The organism is Methylobacterium sp. NMS14P (assembly GCF_028583545.1).
Lineage (GTDB): Bacteria > Pseudomonadota > Alphaproteobacteria > Rhizobiales > Beijerinckiaceae > Methylobacterium.
This window is the reverse complement of the sequence record NZ_CP087106.1, coordinates 5,840,529-5,858,899: the sequence shown is the minus strand read 5'-3', so window position 1 is coordinate 5,858,899 and position 18,371 is coordinate 5,840,529. Positions and strand designations below refer to the sequence as shown.

General features: G+C 64.0%; 12 protein-coding genes and 2 pseudogenes. 6 read left to right on the top strand and 8 right to left on the bottom strand.

Features of this window, described 5'->3' with window-relative positions; translation table 11 throughout:
• Window positions 1–38: 38 nt before the first annotated feature.
• Window positions 39–212, bottom strand: coding sequence for a hypothetical protein (locus LOK46_RS27885; protein WP_273561551.1), 174 nt, complete (start codon window positions 210–212; stop codon window positions 39–41).
• A 488-nt stretch (window positions 213–700) separates the two neighbouring features.
• On the opposite strand from LOK46_RS27885, the gene LOK46_RS27880 reads away from it, so the two are divergent.
• Entirely contained in the window at window positions 701–1,894 is a 1,194-nt protein-coding gene (locus LOK46_RS27880; protein ID WP_273561550.1) for a tetratricopeptide repeat protein, read from the top strand.
• Window positions 1,895–1,909: 15 nt separating this feature from the next.
• Here the strand turns inward: LOK46_RS27880 and LOK46_RS27875 are convergent, their stop codons facing one another.
• Together LOK46_RS27875 and ku are read right to left on the bottom strand one after the other, a co-directional pair.
• Entirely contained in the window at window positions 1,910–2,113 is a 204-nt protein-coding gene (locus LOK46_RS27875; RefSeq protein ID WP_273561549.1) for a hypothetical protein, read from the bottom strand.
• Between the two features lie 74 nt (window positions 2,114–2,187).
• Window positions 2,188–3,096, bottom strand: coding sequence for a non-homologous end joining protein Ku (gene ku / locus LOK46_RS27870; protein WP_273561548.1), 909 nt, complete (start codon window positions 3,094–3,096; stop codon window positions 2,188–2,190).
• Between the two features lie 205 nt (window positions 3,097–3,301).
• On the opposite strand from ku, the gene ligD reads away from it, so the two are divergent.
• On the top strand, window positions 3,302–5,812 hold the full coding sequence (gene ligD / locus LOK46_RS27865) for a DNA ligase D (RefSeq protein WP_273561547.1): 2,511 nt from the start codon (window positions 3,302–3,304) through the stop codon (window positions 5,810–5,812).
• Window positions 5,813–5,872: 60 nt separating this feature from the next.
• On the opposite strand, the gene LOK46_RS27860 is transcribed toward ligD, so the two are convergent.
• From LOK46_RS27860 to LOK46_RS27850, 3 genes and pseudogenes are all read right to left on the bottom strand, one after another.
• Entirely contained in the window at window positions 5,873–6,388 is a 516-nt protein-coding gene (locus LOK46_RS27860; protein ID WP_273561546.1) for an STM3941 family protein, read from the bottom strand.
• A 583-nt stretch (window positions 6,389–6,971) separates the two neighbouring features.
• Window positions 6,972–8,168, bottom strand: a complete 1,197-nt coding sequence (locus tag LOK46_RS27855) for an efflux RND transporter periplasmic adaptor subunit (RefSeq protein WP_273561545.1) — start codon at window positions 8,166–8,168, stop codon at window positions 6,972–6,974.
• Between the two features lie 46 nt (window positions 8,169–8,214).
• A pseudogene (locus LOK46_RS27850) lies at window positions 8,215–11,408 on the bottom strand (efflux RND transporter permease subunit).
• A 781-nt stretch (window positions 11,409–12,189) separates the two neighbouring features.
• Here LOK46_RS27850 and LOK46_RS27845 point away from each other — a divergent pair.
• From LOK46_RS27845 to LOK46_RS27835, 3 genes and pseudogenes are all read left to right on the top strand, one after another.
• Window positions 12,190–12,708, top strand: coding sequence for a sensor histidine kinase (locus LOK46_RS27845; RefSeq protein ID WP_273561544.1), 519 nt, complete (start codon window positions 12,190–12,192; stop codon window positions 12,706–12,708).
• Between the two features lie 142 nt (window positions 12,709–12,850).
• Window positions 12,851–13,294 (top strand): annotated as a pseudogene (locus LOK46_RS27840) (integrase core domain-containing protein); the annotation flags it as partial.
• 165 nt (window positions 13,295–13,459) lie between these two features.
• Entirely contained in the window at window positions 13,460–14,749 is a 1,290-nt protein-coding gene (locus LOK46_RS27835) for an O-antigen ligase family protein (RefSeq protein ID WP_273561543.1), read from the top strand.
• 507 nt (window positions 14,750–15,256) lie between these two features.
• Here LOK46_RS27835 and LOK46_RS27830 read toward each other — a convergent pair.
• Window positions 15,257–16,288: a hypothetical protein gene (locus LOK46_RS27830; protein WP_443192914.1), complete on the bottom strand. Its 1,032-nt coding sequence runs from the start codon at window positions 16,286–16,288 to the stop codon at window positions 15,257–15,259.
• A gap of 52 nt (window positions 16,289–16,340) precedes the next feature.
• On the bottom strand, window positions 16,341–16,832 hold the full coding sequence (locus LOK46_RS32975; RefSeq protein WP_443192851.1) for a transposase family protein: 492 nt from the start codon (window positions 16,830–16,832) through the stop codon (window positions 16,341–16,343).
• Window positions 16,833–17,005: 173 nt separating this feature from the next.
• On the opposite strand from LOK46_RS32975, the gene LOK46_RS27825 reads away from it, so the two are divergent.
• On the top strand, window positions 17,006–18,124 hold the full coding sequence (locus LOK46_RS27825; RefSeq protein ID WP_273561542.1) for an acyltransferase family protein: 1,119 nt from the start codon (window positions 17,006–17,008) through the stop codon (window positions 18,122–18,124).
• Window positions 18,125–18,371 lie beyond the last annotated feature (247 nt).

Sequence of the window (18,371 nt, the reverse complement as noted above, 5' to 3'; positions counted from 1 at the left end):
ATCGTTCGCTCCTATGCGGTAATGATATGATCTGTTCGTCAGCGGTTCCAGCATATCGCTAGGATGATCGCCGCAGGAAGGCGGCCAGCGGCCCGACGTCGCGGATGTAGTTGTGCTACGTCGCCCGGGAGAACCGGCGCAGGGTTCATGTCGTCGATCAGGCGCTGACGCAGCGAGCCGCCGGCAGCGGCGGGAACGGCGAGGATGGTCATGGGATGGCTCCGCTCGAAATAAGAGAGCCGGGATCGTCCGCCCGGGCTGTGCGGCGCTCAATTGGCACAGGGCGCTCGGGTCAATCCGCCATCATCAAAGCTGCCACCCATCCCGCGCGAGCCGGTTCGTTCATCCACCCACCCCGGTCATTCCGAAGCACATTCCGGTGGGCCGGATTTGGCCGAAAGCGGAACAACCGCTTCGGAGAAGGCCGACCAGAGATGCGGACGGCCTTCAGTCGATCCGGATCGGAAAGGAACGGAGCGAAACGCGTCACTCATAAGCAGGCGTCCCGGCCTTGACCGAGAGCCTCTGGTTCCATCCCGGCAGCTCGAGCGGCCAACCGGCATCAAACAAGCGTTAACCCTTAAGACAGATGTGGCGGACCATACCTCAGGTCACTGTCGCGGTGTCTTGCCAGATTGCGCCAAGGACCCTTCGCGCGCTCGCATAAGCCACCTGCAATCTCCAGCGTGGGCGCAATAGAATGGCCGAGATGTCCGTCGAAGAAGCTCTCGATCGAGCCAACGCCGATATCCAAGCGGGACGGCACCAAGAAGCCAGAAATCTTCTGGAGGCGATACTCAAAGTAGAAGACAAGAATCCGCGAGCCTTGATCGGACTTTCGGTCGTCAGCTTTCAACAAGGCGACCTGCCGAACGCGGTCAACTACATTTCGGGAATAGTCCTGGAGAATCCATTCGACAGCGACCTCCTCGGCACGTGCTCGGCCCTTCTGCGGAGCTTTTCCGTCGAGGAATTCGCCGATCGTGTCGAAGCGATAAGGGATGACGCCAAGAAGGATGCGCGGACAATAAGGGCGTGCCTCGACGGCTTCCTCAACATGGCTGATTTCGGATCGTCGGGCGAGGCGATCGTGCGGGTTCCATCCGAGATCGCGAGCGCGATCCACTTCATATCGCTCGACGCTCTGTCTGTAGGCTCCAACAGATCGAAGTTCGGTCGGTACTCGCCTATCAACTGCGTCATCGCTCCTACCGCGGGAGATTATGAATTCCGCGAGAAGCACTTCATCTACGCGTCGTCACTGCTGGAGGACAAGCAGGAGATCCTCGAGGCGTTTGGCCTCCGGGATCTAGCAAGGGTCAAAGCGGTTCACAAGGTCAAAGCCAAGCGCATGTCGGATGCCCTCGATGAAATCGGGGTCTCAGGTCTCGATTATTTCAAGAGCGATCTGGAGGGCATAGACGGCTTGGTCCTGCGCGACGCCCGGGAGCACATCGCCGGGGCCGCCGTCGTACAGGCCGAGCTCCGTTTTATGCCGGCCTACGAGGGGGAGCCGCACTTCGACGAGACCGTCGCCTACATGCGCGGACAGGATTTCGAGGTGCTGCATCTGACCAATGAGAATTGGCGGTATGCGACCCAGCACAGGGATCACATGGCCAGAGGTCGGACAGTGTTTGCGGATACCGTGTTCGTAAAGAATATCGACACGTATCTATCGCTTCACGGGCATACGACCGAGGCCGTGGTTCGATATTGCCTCGCCTGCGGCGTGTCCGGCAACGCTAACTTTGCCGAATTCATACTCGAGAAGCACAAGGAACTCGTCCCTGACGACCTCGGCGCCGCTCTTGTCAACTACCTGATACCGAAGGCCCGCTTCGGTCAGCCTCCGTTCGCCAAGACCCGGCTCGGTCATGTCGCCATGTCGTGACCGGAATTTCCAGCCTCACGCCTTGGAAGGCTGCGGCGGCGGGCCATCCAGGGCGATCAGATCGACGTTCCGCGCCTTGAGGACGCCGAACAGGCCTTCCAGTTCGCGATCGCAGGGATCGTCCACGATCGCGGCTTCCGGCGTGTCCTCCTCCAGCCACGCCTCCGCATCCTTGTTGGAGGAGAACCCGAGCGGGTGGTAGCCGAGTCTCTCGAGCATTCGGCACGCCCGTCGCCGCCGTGCGCCGCTACGGGAGAGGACCAGGGCCGGAGGCCGGAGCGGACGAGCGGCCATCACGCGGCCTTCCGCGGCTTCGAGGACGTCGCCTTGCCCGCGTCGCGGGTCGAATTTGGCCGCGACCGCTTCGAACCCGCCTTCTTCCGGACAGCGGCCGGCTGAGCGGAGGATCCACCCTTCTCTGAGTCGATGCTGCGCCTGAGGGCCTCCATCAGGTTGACGACGTTGCCGGAGCTCGATGCCGCCGCCTTCGATCGACCCTTGCCCTTCTCGGGCTTCTTCGCCTTGCCCTTAACCAGCGCGATGAGCGCCTCCTCGTAGCGATCCTCGAACTTCGACGGATCGAACTTCCTCGTCGACCGGGCGATCAGCTCCTCGGCCAGGGACCGCATCTCGTCTGTCGGATTGCCGTCCGGCATGTCCTCGAAGTAGGCGGTGGGCGACCGCACCTCGTCCTGGTACCGCAGCAGGGTCGCCAGCAGGCCCTTGCCGTAGGGCTCGATCAGGACGACGCGCTCCCGCTTGTAGATAACGATCCGCGCCAGGCCCGCCATCCCCTTCTTCTTCATCGCATCCCGGATGACGGCGAACGCTTCGCGGGAGACCTTGTCCTCGGCCGCGAGGTAGTATGGCTTGTCGAGGTAGCGCTCGTCGACCTCCTCGCGCCTGCAGAACGCCTCGATGTTGATCGTGTGCGTGCTTTCCAGCGCGATCTCGCTGAGCTCCTCGTCCTCGACGGGGACGAGCTCGTCCTTGGCGACCTCGCAGCCCTTCACTTGGTCGTCGCGATCGACGCTCTCGCCTGTCACCGAGTCGACCAGCAGCTGCTTCACGCGGTTGCCGGTCTCGCGGTTGATCGTGTGGCACTTCAGGTCCCGCGACGAGCTGACCGCCGGATACAGACCGACGGCGCAGGAGACGAGCGAAAGTCTCAGGTGCCCCTTCCAATTGGCGCGCGATGCCACCGCAGCCTCCAGAATTCGCACAAGTATTCGTTGCCGGCGATGAGTCAATGCGGTGCCGATCACGAATTCGGCGACTCAACGAGAGTCGCTCTCGACTCGTTCCTGCACAGTCCGCCCTGTGGATAATTTGCGAGTTCTTGTCTGTCCCCGTAGTCGGAGCGGCATTCCGGAACCGGCCTTCGACCGCGGCGGTTTGCCGAAAGTCATGTCCGAGCTCCTGAAGCCGTACCGCGAGAAGCGGGATTTCGAGGCCTCGTCCGAGCCGCGGGGACGCCGCGGGCGGAAGACCGCCAAGGCGCGCTTCGTCGTCCAGAAGCACGACGCCCGACGCCTGCACTACGACCTGCGGCTGGAGATGGACGGAGTGCTCAAGAGCTGGGCCGTCACCCGCGGGCCGAGCCTGTCGCCGGCCGAGAAGCGGCTCGCGGTACGGACCGAGGACCATCCCCTCGACTACCTGCGCTGGGAAGGGGCGATCCCCAAGGGCCAGTACGGCGGCGGGACCATGATCGTCTGGGACATAGGGTCCTGGGAGCCGGTCGGCGATCCGGCCGCCGGCCTCGAGAAGGGCCACCTCGAATTCGTTCTGCGGGGCGAGCGGCTCGGCGGCCGGTGGCATCTCGTGCGCATGAAGGGCCGCGGCGGCGAGAAGAAGCAGCCGTGGCTGCTGATGAAGGCCGAGGACGAGCATGCCCGCCGCGAGGGCGACATCCTCGGCGAGCACGACGCGTCGGTCCTGTCGGGCCGGACCAATCGCGACCTCGCCGCCGGCGGCGAGGTCAGACCCGACCATGCGGCACGCGCGAAGGTCGCCTCGACGCGCGTGACGAAGCCCGCCTCGGCCCAGTCCCCGCGCGCCCGCAAAGGCGTGCTGCCGCCCTTCGTCGAGCCTGCCTTGGCGACCCTCGTCGACGCGGCGCCGACCGGAGAGGGCTGGCTGTACGAGATCAAGCACGACGGCTACCGCATGCAGGCGCGCATCGACGGCGGCACCGTGAAGCTGTCGACGCGCTCCGGCCTCGACTGGACGTCGAAGTTCGAGCCGATCGCGAAGGCCCTCGAGGAGCTGAAGCTGCACTCCGCTCTGATCGACGGCGAGATCGTCGTCGAGAACGCGAGCGGCATCTCGAGCTTCTCCGCGCTCCAGCAGGCCCTCGCCGACGGCGACACGGGCGCGGCGCTCTTCTACGCCTTCGACTTGCTCTACCTCGACGGCAAGGACATCCGCGCCCTCCCCCTGACCGAGCGCAAGGCTCTGCTGCTGCAGAGCCTAGACGATGCGGGGTCCGCCGACCGGATCCGGTTCAGCGAGCATCTCGTCGACGACGGTGCGTCCATGGCCCGCCATGCCTGCCGCCTCGGGCTCGAAGGCATCGTCGCCAAGCGGGCCGACGCGGCCTACCGCTCCGGACGAAGCGATCTCTGGCGCAAGGTGAAATGCACCGGCTCCCAGGAGTTCGTCGTCGCGGGCTTCATGCCCTCCGGCACGGGCCCGAAATCCGTCGGCTCGTTGATCCTGGGCACGCACCAGGACGGTACCCTCGTCCACGTCGGTCGGGTGGGCACGGGGTTCGGCGACGCGGTCGCGCGCGAGCTCCGGGCGAAGCTGGAGCCTCTGCGGATACCGGCACCTCCGTTCGACGCCGAGCTGTCACCTCAGGCGCGCCGCAACGCCCGATGGGTGGAGCCGCGCCTCGTCTGCGAGGTGACCTTCCGCGGATGGACGGACGACGGCCAGCTGCGGCACGCGTCGTTCAAGACCGTCCGGACAGACGTGGCACCCGACGAGGTCGTCCGGGAGGCGGCGCCGGCACCCCCACGGGTGCCGAAGCGGAGAACCGCGGAGGAGACCGTGACGCTCACGCATCCGGATCGCGTGCTCTGGCCCGACGTCGGCCTGACGAAGGAGGGCTTGGCCGAGTACTATGCCGAGATCGCCGACCGCATCCTGCCGCACGTGATCGACAGGCCCCTGTCCCTCGTCCGGTGCCCGGACGGCCTCGGCTCGTGCTTCTACCAGAAGCACGGCTGGGCCGGGATCGACGAACGCCTTCTCCGCGTCCTCGAAGGCGAGACCGGGAAGGCGGTCGTGATCGGCGACCTGGATGGCCTGCGCGCCCTGGTCCAGGCGAGCGTCCTCGAGATCCATCCCTGGGGCGCGACGGCCGCCGACCCGGATCGGCCGGACCGCTTGGTCTTCGATCTGGATCCCGGGGACGGGGTGGCCTGGACCGACCTCGTCGCCGGCGCGCTGGAGGTCCGAGAGCGTCTGCGAAGCTCGGGGTTCGGCGCCTTCGTCAAGACGACCGGCGGCAAGGGACTGCACGTCGTCGTCCCGGTCGAACCGAAGGCCGGGTGGGACGAAGCGAAGGCATTCTCCAAGCGCCTCGCCTCCGAGATGGCCAGGGACGCGCCCGACCGCTACGTCGCGATCGTGTCGAAGAAGGCCAGGGACGGCCGCATCTTCATCGACTACCTGCGCAACCAGCGTGGTGCGACCGCGGTCGCGGCCTTCTCGACCCGCACCCGCGCGGGAGCGCCGGTCTCGGTGCCGGTCGGCTGGGACGAACTCCCGTCCCTCGGTTCCGGAGCGCGTTTCGACGTCGCCACCCTGCCCGGTCGCCTGGCGGCGCTCGGCAAGGGTTTCTGGGCCGGCTTCGAGCGTGCCGCGCGGCCTCTGGAAGCAGCCGGTAAACGCGGGCGTCGACGAACCTGACACCGGGTCAGTTCCCGGATGAGCGAACGGGCGGCGATGGAATAGCCGGCGGACCGCAGGCTACGCGCCGCGCCGGGCCGCGGACACCGCCTCGGCCAATGCCGGGAAGCCGCCGCGCAGATCGGCCGCCGTCATCCAGTATCCGGACCGCCCGAAGACCCAGTTCAGTTTGGCCCTGCGGCGCGCCCCTTTCGTCCAGGGCAGATGCGCGTCGGCCGCCGGGTCGATCTCCAGCACCAGCATGCGCTGCCGCTGGATCTGCATCGGCGTCACGCTGCGGATCGTCTCCCAGGGGATCCAGTCGGTCGATAGCCTGCGATCGTAGATCCCGCGCGACCCGACGGACACCACCGGTTTCGACTGGAACAGCTTGGGGAATATCAGCACCGTACAGAGGCCGAAGAACGCGACGCCGGCATAGGCCTCGAACTCGGCGAAGCTTCCGGGCGTCACGGCCGTGCGCCCAATTGTCGGGTGCGCATAGATCAGCCACCTTGCGAAGGCCGTGAAACCGATGGAGGCCAGGAAGAGGCCGATGGCCCGCCACGGCGAGCGATGGATCTCGACGACATCCACGTAGGCGAACTCCGCAATGCGATGGGCTGACCAGCGCCACGTCGCTCCTCGGGAGAGCGACTATCGTCCGCCCGAAGGCGATTCCGTAGCCAATATTAGGCGACTTCCTGCATGATCCGTTCTCAGAACGCCTCGGCGCGAACACGTTCGAGGTGGTTCTCCACCTTGTTCAGGCAGGTCCGAACGAAGACGCATCCGCCGCGACGGCCTCAGCGCGGATCAGCGGGGCGACATTCCTTGCCTGGATCTCCTCGCCAATCGAGAGCACGTGCGCGCGATCCTCGGTCTTATGCGTGGAGCTGCCGGAGCGTCCGCTTCGGAGAACACGGCAGTGTGCACCGAATGACCGAATTGGGCGCGAAGCCGAACGTCCGGTCCTGGGTGCGACGACGATCCGGCCTGATACCGTCTGGCCGGAAGCCGTCCGTCTGTTACGGACCGTCTATTGCGGAGCTTGAGGCGCCGCAAAGCGGCCGTCGCTTGCGGAGTGTTAGCCCGGTTCTGGCCGATCCTCTCGATCGAAACGGTCCGAAGACCGTCGGTCGATTGAGTGCTGCTGCTGACCGCGAAGAGTCCTGCGGGATCATTCCGCCGATGCGGTGTGCGGGGGTGCATCTTGCCCGGCAACACGGACGAGGTCGCCGGACGCCAGGAACTCCTGCGGGTTGTCGATGAGCCGTTCGGCAGTTGTAATACCCGAGCGCACTTCGACGTCGTTGCCGAGGTTGCGGCCGAGCGTTACCGGCTTCAGCACGATCCGGTTATCGTCCTGGACCTGCGCGACGAGGATTCCGTTGCGGTTGAAAACCAAAGCGGTCGTGGGAACGCGCAGGGCTCCCGGGTTCGACGGCATGTGGAATTGCACCTCGACGAAAGCGCCCGGCCAGAGCCGTCCGTCCGGATTTTCGGCTTGCAGCTCGACGAGCCCCTTGCGCGAGTCCTCCGCGACGGAGTTCGCAGTTGAGGTGACCTCGGCGGTGAACGTCTCCTCCAGCCCCGGCACACGCATGGAGGCCTTGAGGCCCGGCTTCATCGCCCCGAGGAACGCCTGCGGGACATTCACGTAGACGCGCACGCGATGGATGTCGGAAACGCGGTAGAGGGGCTTCCCCGAGGTTCCGCCGGCTGTCAGAAGGTCTCCGAGATCGACGTTGCGCGCGGTCACGACGCCGTCGAAGGGTGCCTTGATCTCCTTGAACCGCGTCAGTTCCTCCAGCCTTCCGACATTCGCCTGCTGGGCGACGAGGTTCGCCTTGGCGACCGACAGGGCCGCGGTGCGCGATGCCGCGGTGAAGCGGTCTGTGTCGCCACGCTCCTCGCTCGACCAGCCCTGCGCCACGAGGCGGGTGGTGCGCTTGTTGGTGGCCGCGCTGAGGTCGGCGTTCGCCTGGGCTTGATCGACCGCCGCCTGGAGCTGGGTGAGCGTGGCGCGCGCCTCGGCGAGCTGCTGATCGAGATCCGGTGCCGAGATCTGCACCAGGACTTCGTCCTTACGGACGCGTGCACCCAGGTCCTTATGCCAGGCTGTGACGTAGCCGCTGGCGCGCGCATAGAGCGAGCCGGTGTAGTAGGCGCTAAGCGAGCCGGGCAGGCTCAAGTCCTCGTTCATAGGGCCGCGCTGCGCATGGACCACCCGAACGGTGGGCACCGCCTGACGCTCGGTCCAAGCATCGACCTCCTGCATACCTCTCGCACGGTCACTGATGCCGACCCAGGCGAGCGCGGCGGCCCCGACCGCCATGCCCGATAGGAGTGTGGCCACCTTCCGCTTCGCGGGCATCTTGGGCTCCGGGGCGTCCTCTGAACTGTGCATGATGATTCCGGATCTAGGCGGACGGGGACGGCACGGTGCCGGTCGCGGAGTCGGATGACGGGCCGGGCGCGGCCTCACCAACGCGGCGGGACCGGCCGTGCACGATGCTGAAGACCACCGGCACGAAGAACAGCGTCGCCAGCGTAGCGACGAGCAGGCCACCGATGACGGCACGGCCCAGCGGCGCGTTCTGACCGGGCTCGATCGCCATCGGCGCCATGCCGATAATCATCGCGAGCGCGGTCATCATCACAGGCCGTAGGCGCGTCGCGCCCGCCGCCAGAGCAGCCCCGATCGCCGTACGGCCGGCGCGGAGCTGCTCGCGAGCGAAGCTGATGACCAGGATTGAATTGGCGGTAGCCACGCCCATGCACATGATCGCCCCAGTCAGCGCCGGGACGGAGACGTGCGTGTGGGTGGCAAACAGCATCCACACGATACCGGCCAGCGCGGCCGGCAGCGCCATCACGATGACGAACGGGTCGACCCAGGATTGGAAGTTGATGACGATGAGCAGGTAGATGAGCACGATCGAGAACGCGAGGCCGACCAGCAACTGCTGGTAGGCGTTGGCCATCGTGACCGCCTGCCCGCGCACTGTGACGGTCAATCCCTTCGGCAGGTCTCCCCGCGTGTCGTCGATCGCCCGCTGGATGTCCGCCGCGACGCTCCCGAGGTCGCGGTCCTGCGTCGTCGCCAGGATGTTGACGGTGCGCGCGATGTTGTAGTCCGTCACCACGGCACTCAGGGGCTCGGGGACGACGGTCGCGAGGCCGCCCAGGAGCTGATCCGAGCGCGCCGCGGTGATCGGCAGGTTGTTGAGATCGCCCAGTGTGTCGATGGCATATTGCGGGGTCTGAACAGACACCGGGTACGAGACGCCGTTTCGTGGGTCGAGCCAGTAGGTCGGAGCGGTCTGCGTGCTGCCCGAGAGGCTGGCCTGGATGCTCTGGGCGGCATCGCCTTCGGTGAGGCCGACGACGCCGGCCAGCCCACGGTTGAAGTCGACCTTGAGAGCCGGATTATTCGCCTGCTCCTGGATGCGGGCGTCTGCGACCCCGGCCACCCGACGGACCCGCGCCAGCAGCTTGTTGGCGTAGTCGCGCCCGCCCTCGACGTCGGCGCCCGCCACCTGCACGTCCAGGGCGGCCGGCGAACCGAAGTTGAGGATCTGGCTGACGATGTCGGCCGGCAGGAACGAGAAGGTCATGCCGGGAAAGTCCTGCGGCAGCCGCTCGCGCAAGCTCCGACTCAGCGCGGCCGTGGAAACCCCTTCTCCTGCGTTCAGCGTCACCAGCATGTCGGCGTCGAAGGTGCCGATGGTGCCGCTGTTGCCGTAAGAAATGTTGATGCCGCTGATCGGCAGGCCGATATTGTTGACGACGCTGGCTACGCGTTCCTGCGGGATCAGGGCGCGCACCCGTCCCTCAACCCGCCCGGTCAGCGCCGTCATCTCCTCGATACGCGTTCCTGTCGGAGCCCGCAGGTGGATGCGCAGCGCGCCCGCATCGACTTCGGGGAAGAAGTCGCGTCCGAGATAGGGAACGAGGCCGAACGACACTGCGACCACCGTGAGAAAGCCTCCGGCAAACAGCTTCCGGTGCGACAGCGCCAGGGCGAGCAGGCCGAGATAGCCCTGGCGCAAGGCTTCGAAGCGGCGCTCGAAGCTCCGCTGGAAACGGGTGAAGGCTCCGGGGCGAACGCCCGCGGCATCGCCGCGTGCGTGTTCGGCCAGGAGATAGCGCGCCAGCGTCGGCACCAACGTGTACGTGAGGCCGTAGGACGCGATCATCGCGAACACCACCGCCATCGCCAGCGGCCGGAACAGGAAGCCGGCGACGCCGCCCAGCGCCAGCAGCGGCACGAAGGCGATGCAGATGCAGAAGAGCGCGATGGTGGCCGGCGGCATGATCTCTTGCGCGCCGCGGGTGATCGCCGTGACGATATCCTCGTCAAACTCCTCCATGTGCCGGTTGATGTTCTCGATCGTCACGGTGGCGTCGTCGACGAGGATGCCCACCGCCAGTGCGAGGCCGCCGAGCGTCATGACGTTGATGGTCTGGCCGAGCGCCGAGAGGGCGATCAGCGAGCACAGAACTGCGAGCGGGATCGACACCGTGATGATCAGCGTCGACCGCCAGCTTCCCAAAACACGAGGATCATCAGACCGGTCAGCGCTGCGGCGATGACGCCCTCGCGCACCACCGCCACCACGGACTCGCGCACGAAGCCCGACTGGTCGGCCACGTATTTGAGATCGACGCCGGCCGGCAGCGTTGCCTGGATGGTCGGTATCCGGGCCTTGACGCCCGCGATGATGTCGAGGGTCGAGGCGTTGCCGATCTTCAGGATCGACATCAGCACGCCCTTCTTGCCGTCGAGCTGAACGACGTTGGTTTGCGGCGGCGAGCCGTTGCGGACATGGGCGACGTCGCGCATGAACACCACGGCGCCGTCCACGACCTTGACCGGCAGGTCGTTGAACGCCTCGATCGTCTTCGGGGAGTCGTTGAGATCGACGATCCACTCGAAGGTGCCGATCTTCTGGGTTCCGACCGGGGTGATCAGGTTCTGCCGGGCCAGCGCCGCGCCGACATCCGCCGCCGAGAGGCCGTGAGCGTGGAGCGCCGACTGATCGAGGTCGATCTGCACCTGCCGTGCCGCGCCGCCGTAGGCGTAGGGAAGCTGAGCCCCCGGGATCGTGGTGAGCTGCGGCCTGATGAAGTTCTGGGCCAGATCGTTCAGTGCTGACTGCGAGAGGGTGTCACTCGACAGGGCCAGCTGGATGATCGGCACGCTCGACGCGTTGTAGGCGAGCATCAGGGGTGGCGTGATCCCGGGCGGCAGCTGCTTGAGCTGTGTCTGAGAGATCGCGGTGACCTGCGCTTGAGCGGCTGTGATGTCGACGTTGGGCTGGAAGTAGATCTTCACGATCCCGTAGCCGGAGACCGATTGCGACTCGATGTGCTCGATGTCGTTGACCGTGGTCGTCAGCGAGCGCTCGAACACCGAGACGATGCGGCCGGACATATCCTCCGGCGGGAGGCCGGCATACTGCCAGACGACGCTGATCACGGGGATGCCGATACTTGGAAAAATGTCGTTGGGCGTCCGGAATACAGACATCACCCCGAAGATCAGGATCAGGATCGACATCACGACGAAGGTGTAGGGTCGAAGCAGAGCCAGTCGGACGATCGCCGCCATTGCCTTACATCTGCCGTGATGGATGCGCGCTGGAACCGCGGGCCGTGAACGCCAGCGTATCGTATAATGCATTCATCGGGCCAGGGCGGCAATTTGATGATCTCGTCTCCGAGGGCGCTCCGGAAATGTCGGGAAACAATCTGAAGATACGTGAATGATCAGATTTATATTTCTTGCCGATAGCCTCTCTAGAGGATCTGCGGTTGGTCGCGACATATGCCAGGGGATGGGGCGGCGTGAACAATATCGCTCAACCACAGGGAAAAACGTCCCATAATGCCGGGATCGTGTAGTGGAAGGCGTCTCGATCTTGTGATGATACTGGCGAAGACTGCTGTGCATCCTGGACACGGCTCGCGAATACGTGATGCGGAACTACGGCCGGCGGTCAATGCTTCGACTGGCTTCCGTTAGGCAAGCCCCCCAGGATAGGGCGGGGACCGGATCGACACGATGCCGATCATCGCGGCAGCGTGAGGCGGTGACGGGCCGAAGGTTCGGAGGCGGCCGCAGCCCGACTTGCGATCTGGCCTGAGCCTGTGCCGGCTTCGGGGATGCCGCCGACGTCTGCCGAATAGCCGTGACGGGCGCACGCAACTCCGGCTGGTTCCGCAGATCCTCGACGCCGCCGCCGAGAGGCTGAGCGCTCAGGCCTCGACCCCGTCCGACGGCGGAAGCGCATCCGCGGCGTCACCGCCAAGATCCGCGCAATCGGCTGTTCGGCAAGGTCGTCGCGGCGCGCGAATACGAGCGCACCTTTCTGGCCTATGCGGCGCACGAGTTGCGCACAGCGCTGGCGGGCCTGAAGACGCAGGTGCAGGTGGCCATGCAGGCGACCGATGCCACCATGCGGGACGCCGCCCTCGCGCAGATTCTGAGCGCGGTCGATCAGTCGGCGCGCCTCGTCCAGCAGCTCCTGACAGTCTCGCGCCTCGACAGCAGCGTGCGCCCGGTCACCACCGCCTGGATGCCCGTCGAGGAGCGCCTGCGAGACCTGCTCGCCGCGGTGGGCGGAGTGCCGGCACCTGAGCGCGTCGCTTTCGCGCCCGCCCTCACGACGCTCGAGATCCGCATGGACGCAGACCTGTTCGACCTCGCCATGCGCAACCTGATAGAGGACGCCCTGCTGATGACCCCGCCGGACGGGGGGATCACCTGGGACGCTGCGCTCGGCGCGGACGGGGGCGTCACCCTGTCGATCACGGATGACGAGCCCGGCATCGCCGCGGCGGAGCGGGCCCTGGTGAAGGCTATCGTCGTGCGACTGGCAGAGAATTTGACGGCCCGGTATCCTCGTTGAGGGAATATCCGCGTCCGAGCTTTAGCTTGAACGGGCTGAATGACTGCGACGGGCGTGAAGCGGCCGGCCGGATCTGGCCGATAGCCGCCAGCCCGCTTCGGAGAACTTCCATCGGAAGGCGGACGGTCTTTTAGCATCCCACGATCCCTGCTCGGCCGAGTGCGTGGGCACCCATGCGGCGCGCCGGGCCACGCGCTTCGAGGCACTGGAGCCGATCCGCCAAGGGGTGCGGCAGCGCTTCGGCGGCTTAGCGGCCGAGATCGCCTCCGGCCTGAGCGTCCGGCATGATCACGGAAGCCAGTACATGGCGGACGCCTTCCAGGCGGAGCTCGCGTTCCTGGGCATCGCGATCTCGCCCGCCTTCGTGCGCGCCCCGGAGGGGAATGGCTGCGCCGAGCGCTTCATCCGCACCCTCAAGGAGAACCTGTTGTGGGTCGAGCACTTCGCTACGGTCGAGGATCTGCGCCACGCCCTGCTGGCGTTCCGGGATCTCTACAATGAGACGTGGCTGATTGAGCGACACGGGTTCCGGCCACCGGCTGAAATCCGCGCCGCGCAACTACCACCCGCGGTCATCGCCGCGTAGGCTTCAGATCGGTGTCCTACAATCCGCAGGCGGTACACCGGTGGGATCTGGCACCACCCTTTAGAGGTAGGCAATCTGAGTTGCGGCCGCTTCCGTTTCGCAACCTCATAACTCCGTCGATCGACTCGTTGCGTCCGGAAGCCCGGTTGGAGACGCGAAGCAGCAATGGCGATGCATATCTCGTCCGGATTGGAACATTCCGGACCTGTACAACGAATGAGCGGCACATATGAGCTACCCGTCGGGTATGTAGATGCTCTAGCAGCCGTTTTCCTATGCGTCTGCTATGCCGACAGCAGTCTCCTCGGTATCGTATCAGGCGAACGGTATGTTTGGTTCGCTGTGGACATCGCCGCGCTACTCACTATCTTGGCTCGCCTGAGTCGATTTCACGACTGCCTGATAGCGAATCCTTGGCTAACTGCTTGGCCGATGCTGGCGATGGTTTCGGCTCTCTGGTCAGTTACACCGGCCGTTTCGTTCTATCACGGCCTACAGCTGTTAATGACCATTGTTGCAGGGTATGTCTTCCAATTGTATTTTGGCCAATCCCGTCTATTAAAAATTCTGTTCTGCGCTCTCATTGCGGCGCAGATATTATCGGTGTCGTCAGAATTTGTTTTTCACCGAAGCGTCACGGATGCCGGAAACGCATGGTTTGGCATCTACACTCATAAAAACGTGCTCGGCAGCATGATGGCACTCAGCGCACTCTGCGCAGCCTGCCTGTTCATGGACGGATGGAAGCGTCCTATCACAGGCGCGTCGTTCGTCGGTTCGCTCACTATCCTATATCTATCGCACTCGACTACCGCGCAAGTCGCGACTTTTGTCGGATTGAGCCCTCTTATAGTTTTCGCGATTTGGCGGAGGGGGCGCCTGTTCACTGGTTTCGTGATCGGGCTCGCGATCTCCCTAGGAAGTGTTGTGCTAGTTTATATTGTTGTGCACAGCGATGCGATAAGTCAGCAATTCTTAAGCGACGTAGGCAAGGATCGAACCTTGAGCGGCCGGACCCTTCTATGGCAATTTGCGTCTGATCAGTTTTGGAGAGAGCCGTGGTTCGGAATTGGGTATAAGGCGTACTGGGAGAGCAGCTCAACGCCATTTGCTTATTTGCAATTTGCAATTGGACAAAAACTCTGGTTTTTTCACAATAATTTTTATGACGTGGCGGTCGCTTTTGGTGCGGTGGGGCTGATCTTTTTTTTCTTGGGTCTTGCGGCTTGTTTTAAGCGAGCCTGCGTAACCGCATTCAACGGCCGATCCTACGCTGATGCATTACCTTTGAGTTTCTTCTTCTATCTCGCTGTCTCGATAAATCTGGAGAATGCGCTCTTCCAAAACCATAGCTTTAGTCAGTTTCTTCTTGCTGCCCTAATCCCTGTGACTGTAAAACATATCCGATCAAGGGTTAGCAAGTCACAGGATGGCAATTACTTGTCTTCGACGTAAGGTCGGACTATAAATGCTTCTTGCTGGTTTGCAATATTCTACAGCACTTAAGAAGATGATAATTGAGTTATTATTTTTCAGCCTTCAGCTTGAGCATGTCAATATAGGATCCTACACAGATCGGCATTGTTTCGGATCTTTGAAAGAAGTTCCGTATCAGAATTCTAAATGTGCATCGTCAGGTTCGCCAAAGCCAGATTGACGACGATGCAAAGTATAATTTGTAATTCAGGTAATATTTTTCTAATAGCTCAGGTACGTTCAAAATTATTGGAAGTTCGACAACGTTTGTTGCAGCGCTCAATAGAACGGGCGCGGATCATTTAGACAGGCGTTGGTAATGATAGCTCGTTCGCTTCTACTTGATGATTTCTGGACCGAAATTGCGCCGCTTCTGCCGCTGCCGCGCCCATGTGTGTTTCGGCGTGCAACTTTGGCTCTTCTGCAGGTTCGGTGCTGGCGGTGGGAGGTGCTCGGTCTTGTTTGTCGGGCGGGTTCTGGTCCGCCTCACGCGGCGTCAAGGACGCGCTGCCGGAGCAGGTCGAGGCCGGCGCGGCCGTACATGGAGCGCTTGATCAGCTTCAGGCGGTTCACGTGCCCCTCGACCGACCCGTTGCTCCACGGCTCGCCGATGGCCGCGTGGACAGCGGCCTCGTCCTGCCGCAGCCCGGCGACGAAGCCGCCGAGTTCACTCGCGGCCGCCGCCTCTAGCCACGGCTTCGATGCGGCCGGATCGCGAGCGCGCAGGATTGCGCCGAACCCGCGTATCTGCTCGGCCGCGGCCTGCAGCCTGGGCGCAAGACCACACAGCGCTGCGATGAAGCGGCGATCCGCGGGCGGAAGGCTGGCCGGATCGCTTATCAGGCACCGCGCGATGCGGCGTGTCGACGGGATGCGGGCCGAGGGCGGCCGGGTTGGAAGGCCCTGGCGCCGTCGCTTCGCCCAGCGCTGGACGATCTCGTAGCCGCCCTCAGCCGATGGCGCGAAGCTCGCGATACAGGCTCGCCGCGTTGTGCTGACGGTTCTGCCAGCGCGCCTCGACAAAGCGCAGATGGGCATCGAGCCGGCTTGGGCCTGGTGCCCGGCGATAGGCCACGAACGCCCCCACGCGCAGCCAGCGTCGTACGCTGTTGCGGGAGGCGCCGAGCGTGCGCGCGATCGGCTTGATCGCCACACCCTCACCGTGCAGGCGTAGCGCCGCCTCGCAGCGCTGTCGTCGTCGGCCGCCACCGTGCCCAGTATCCTGCTCCGGAAGCGGGTCAGCAGCAGCGAGCGCGACGATGGCGGCTGGAGCGTCTTGGAACGCTGCCTGGCGGGCGGCCTCCCGGATTTCTGCCTGATGTCGCTCGACGAGTGAACGCAGCGCCTCGGAAGCGTTGACGAGAAGGTGCCAGCGGTCCGCGACCTGGATCGCCTGTGGCGCGCCGAGCCGCGCAGCCTCGGCGTACGGCCCCGCTCGATCCCGGCTGACGACGGCGATGTCGGGATGCGCAGCGAGCCACTCCCGCACTGGCTCGCAGGCGCGGCCGGGCAGGAGATCGAGGACGCGACCCCGTTCCAGATCGCAGACGATCGTGCCGTAGCGCCGGCCTCACCGCCAAGCCCAGTCATCGATCCCGACCACACGCGGGGACGAGCACCTTGCGCTCTTGCAACGGCGGATCAGCCGCAGGACGGTGTCGCCGCTGACCGGCATGGCAAGCCGTCGCGACAGGCGGGCGCCGGCCTCGCCGCCGAGCGCCATGCCGATATCGGTCTGCGCCTCGGCTAATCGATCGCTGCGCTGTGCCCTCGCACGGGCGAGGCCGGGAACAGGCTCGGCAAAGATGCGGCCCGGACAATGGCTGCAGCGGAAGCGGCGCACCTTCACCCGCCACATGACCGAGCGATCCTGCCAGGGCAGGTCCTTCAGGGTTCGCCAGTACGAGCTATGCACCCGGGCCGACCATCGCCCACACTGCGGGCACGCTGCGCGGGCTGCGGTCGTCCTGGCCGTGATCGTCAGCGCTTCGGTGTCCAGCGCAAGCTCGTCGACCTGCACACCTTCTGAAACCGAGGGCAATAACGGGTTCGAGATCCGCATCGCGCTCTCCCTCCGCCACCCCAGGGATCAACGCTTCATAAGGCGGTCAGCACCGAACCTGCGGAAGAATCAAAGTTCAACGCCGTTTGACAGGTGTACTTTCGACTGAATGCGCTTCCCATTCTCTAATTAATTCGGCCAAGGTGATAACAGGACCAAACAAGAGAATCTGCATGGTGTGCCTGGAGAGCGCCGCCCACATGTTTCACAGCTTCGTCTCGGTGCACGGAACGAAATCCAATTCAGCGTCGGCAGCCACGCCCACGGCTAGTCCGCGCCCCGTGCGCTTGCCGGCCCTTCAGATCCTCCGGTTCGTTGCGGCCTTCCTGGTGGTTTTATTTCACGTTGGTAGCGGGTTATCAGTTGAGACGGGCCGAGCTTCAAACCCCTTCCATGACGGGGTCATCGGTGTCGACATTTTCTTCGTCCTGAGCGGCTTTATTATTGCCTACACGGCCGAACCGGCGCGTGGGATGGGCCACTTCGCCCTCCGTCGTGCAGCCCGGGTCGTGCCGCTCTACTGGCTGCTCACCACCGGTGTGATATTCGTTGCCCTTGCGGCTCCGACCCTCGTCAACGGTACCACTGTTTCGGCCGAAAAAATTATTCGATCCTATCTTTTTATACCCTATCAGAAAGACAATGGACTCATCCAGCCGCTGCTCTTTCTGGGATGGACGCTCTGTTTTGAAATGTATTTCTACGCCTTATTTTGTCTGTGTTTGACTGCTGGCCGATATGCCGTCTGGCTTTCCTGTGCGCTTCTCTCGCTGATTGTCCTCGTTGGCTGGATACGGCCTGAGGGGGAGGTGCTCTGGCGCTTCTACACGAGCCCGTTGATCCTCGAGTTCGCTTTCGGCCTCCTTCTGTCGCAGGTCTATGCGAGTAGGCTGCCGTTCGAACGCAGAGGTACCGCGCTCGCCGCGCTCCTCGCATCCGGCGCCCTCCTGCTTTACCTGCTAGATCCAGACCTGCCTTCGGTTATCAAGCACGGTTTCGTCGCTACACTTATCGTGGCATCCTTCCTGTCGCTGCCCCCTTTAAGTGGGCGTTGGGTGGCCATCCTAGTTCTGCTTGGGGATGCGTCGTACGCGCTTTATTTGAGCCATCCTTATTTTGTTCAGGCGTCGATCAAGATCGCCGCCCCGCGCGTCGGTGTGGATCTCGCTCTGCTGGCCGTTGTCTTCGGGGTCGGCTTGGCAATCGCCATCGCGGTGCTTCTACATCGTCTGGTCGAAAGACCTGCGCAGAGCTTTATCATTAAGCAGTTCGCCCGCATGCAAACCGCTTGAGCGCCGCGCGAAGTGTCCTGCACGCCATCAATCGTATCGCGGAGCAAAGCCCGCGATGCGCCGAGCTCCTTAAGTGAACGCAGGATAGGCCATGAGCCAAGGCCCGCTATTTTCCAGATCAACGCTCGCATCTCCAAATCGTCGTGCGATCCTCGCCCTATTGGCGGCCGGTGCTACGGCGCCTCGGGTTTCGGCCGCTCACGCCGCTGCCGGTTCGGCGCCCAGCGGCCTGCCATCTTACTCTATC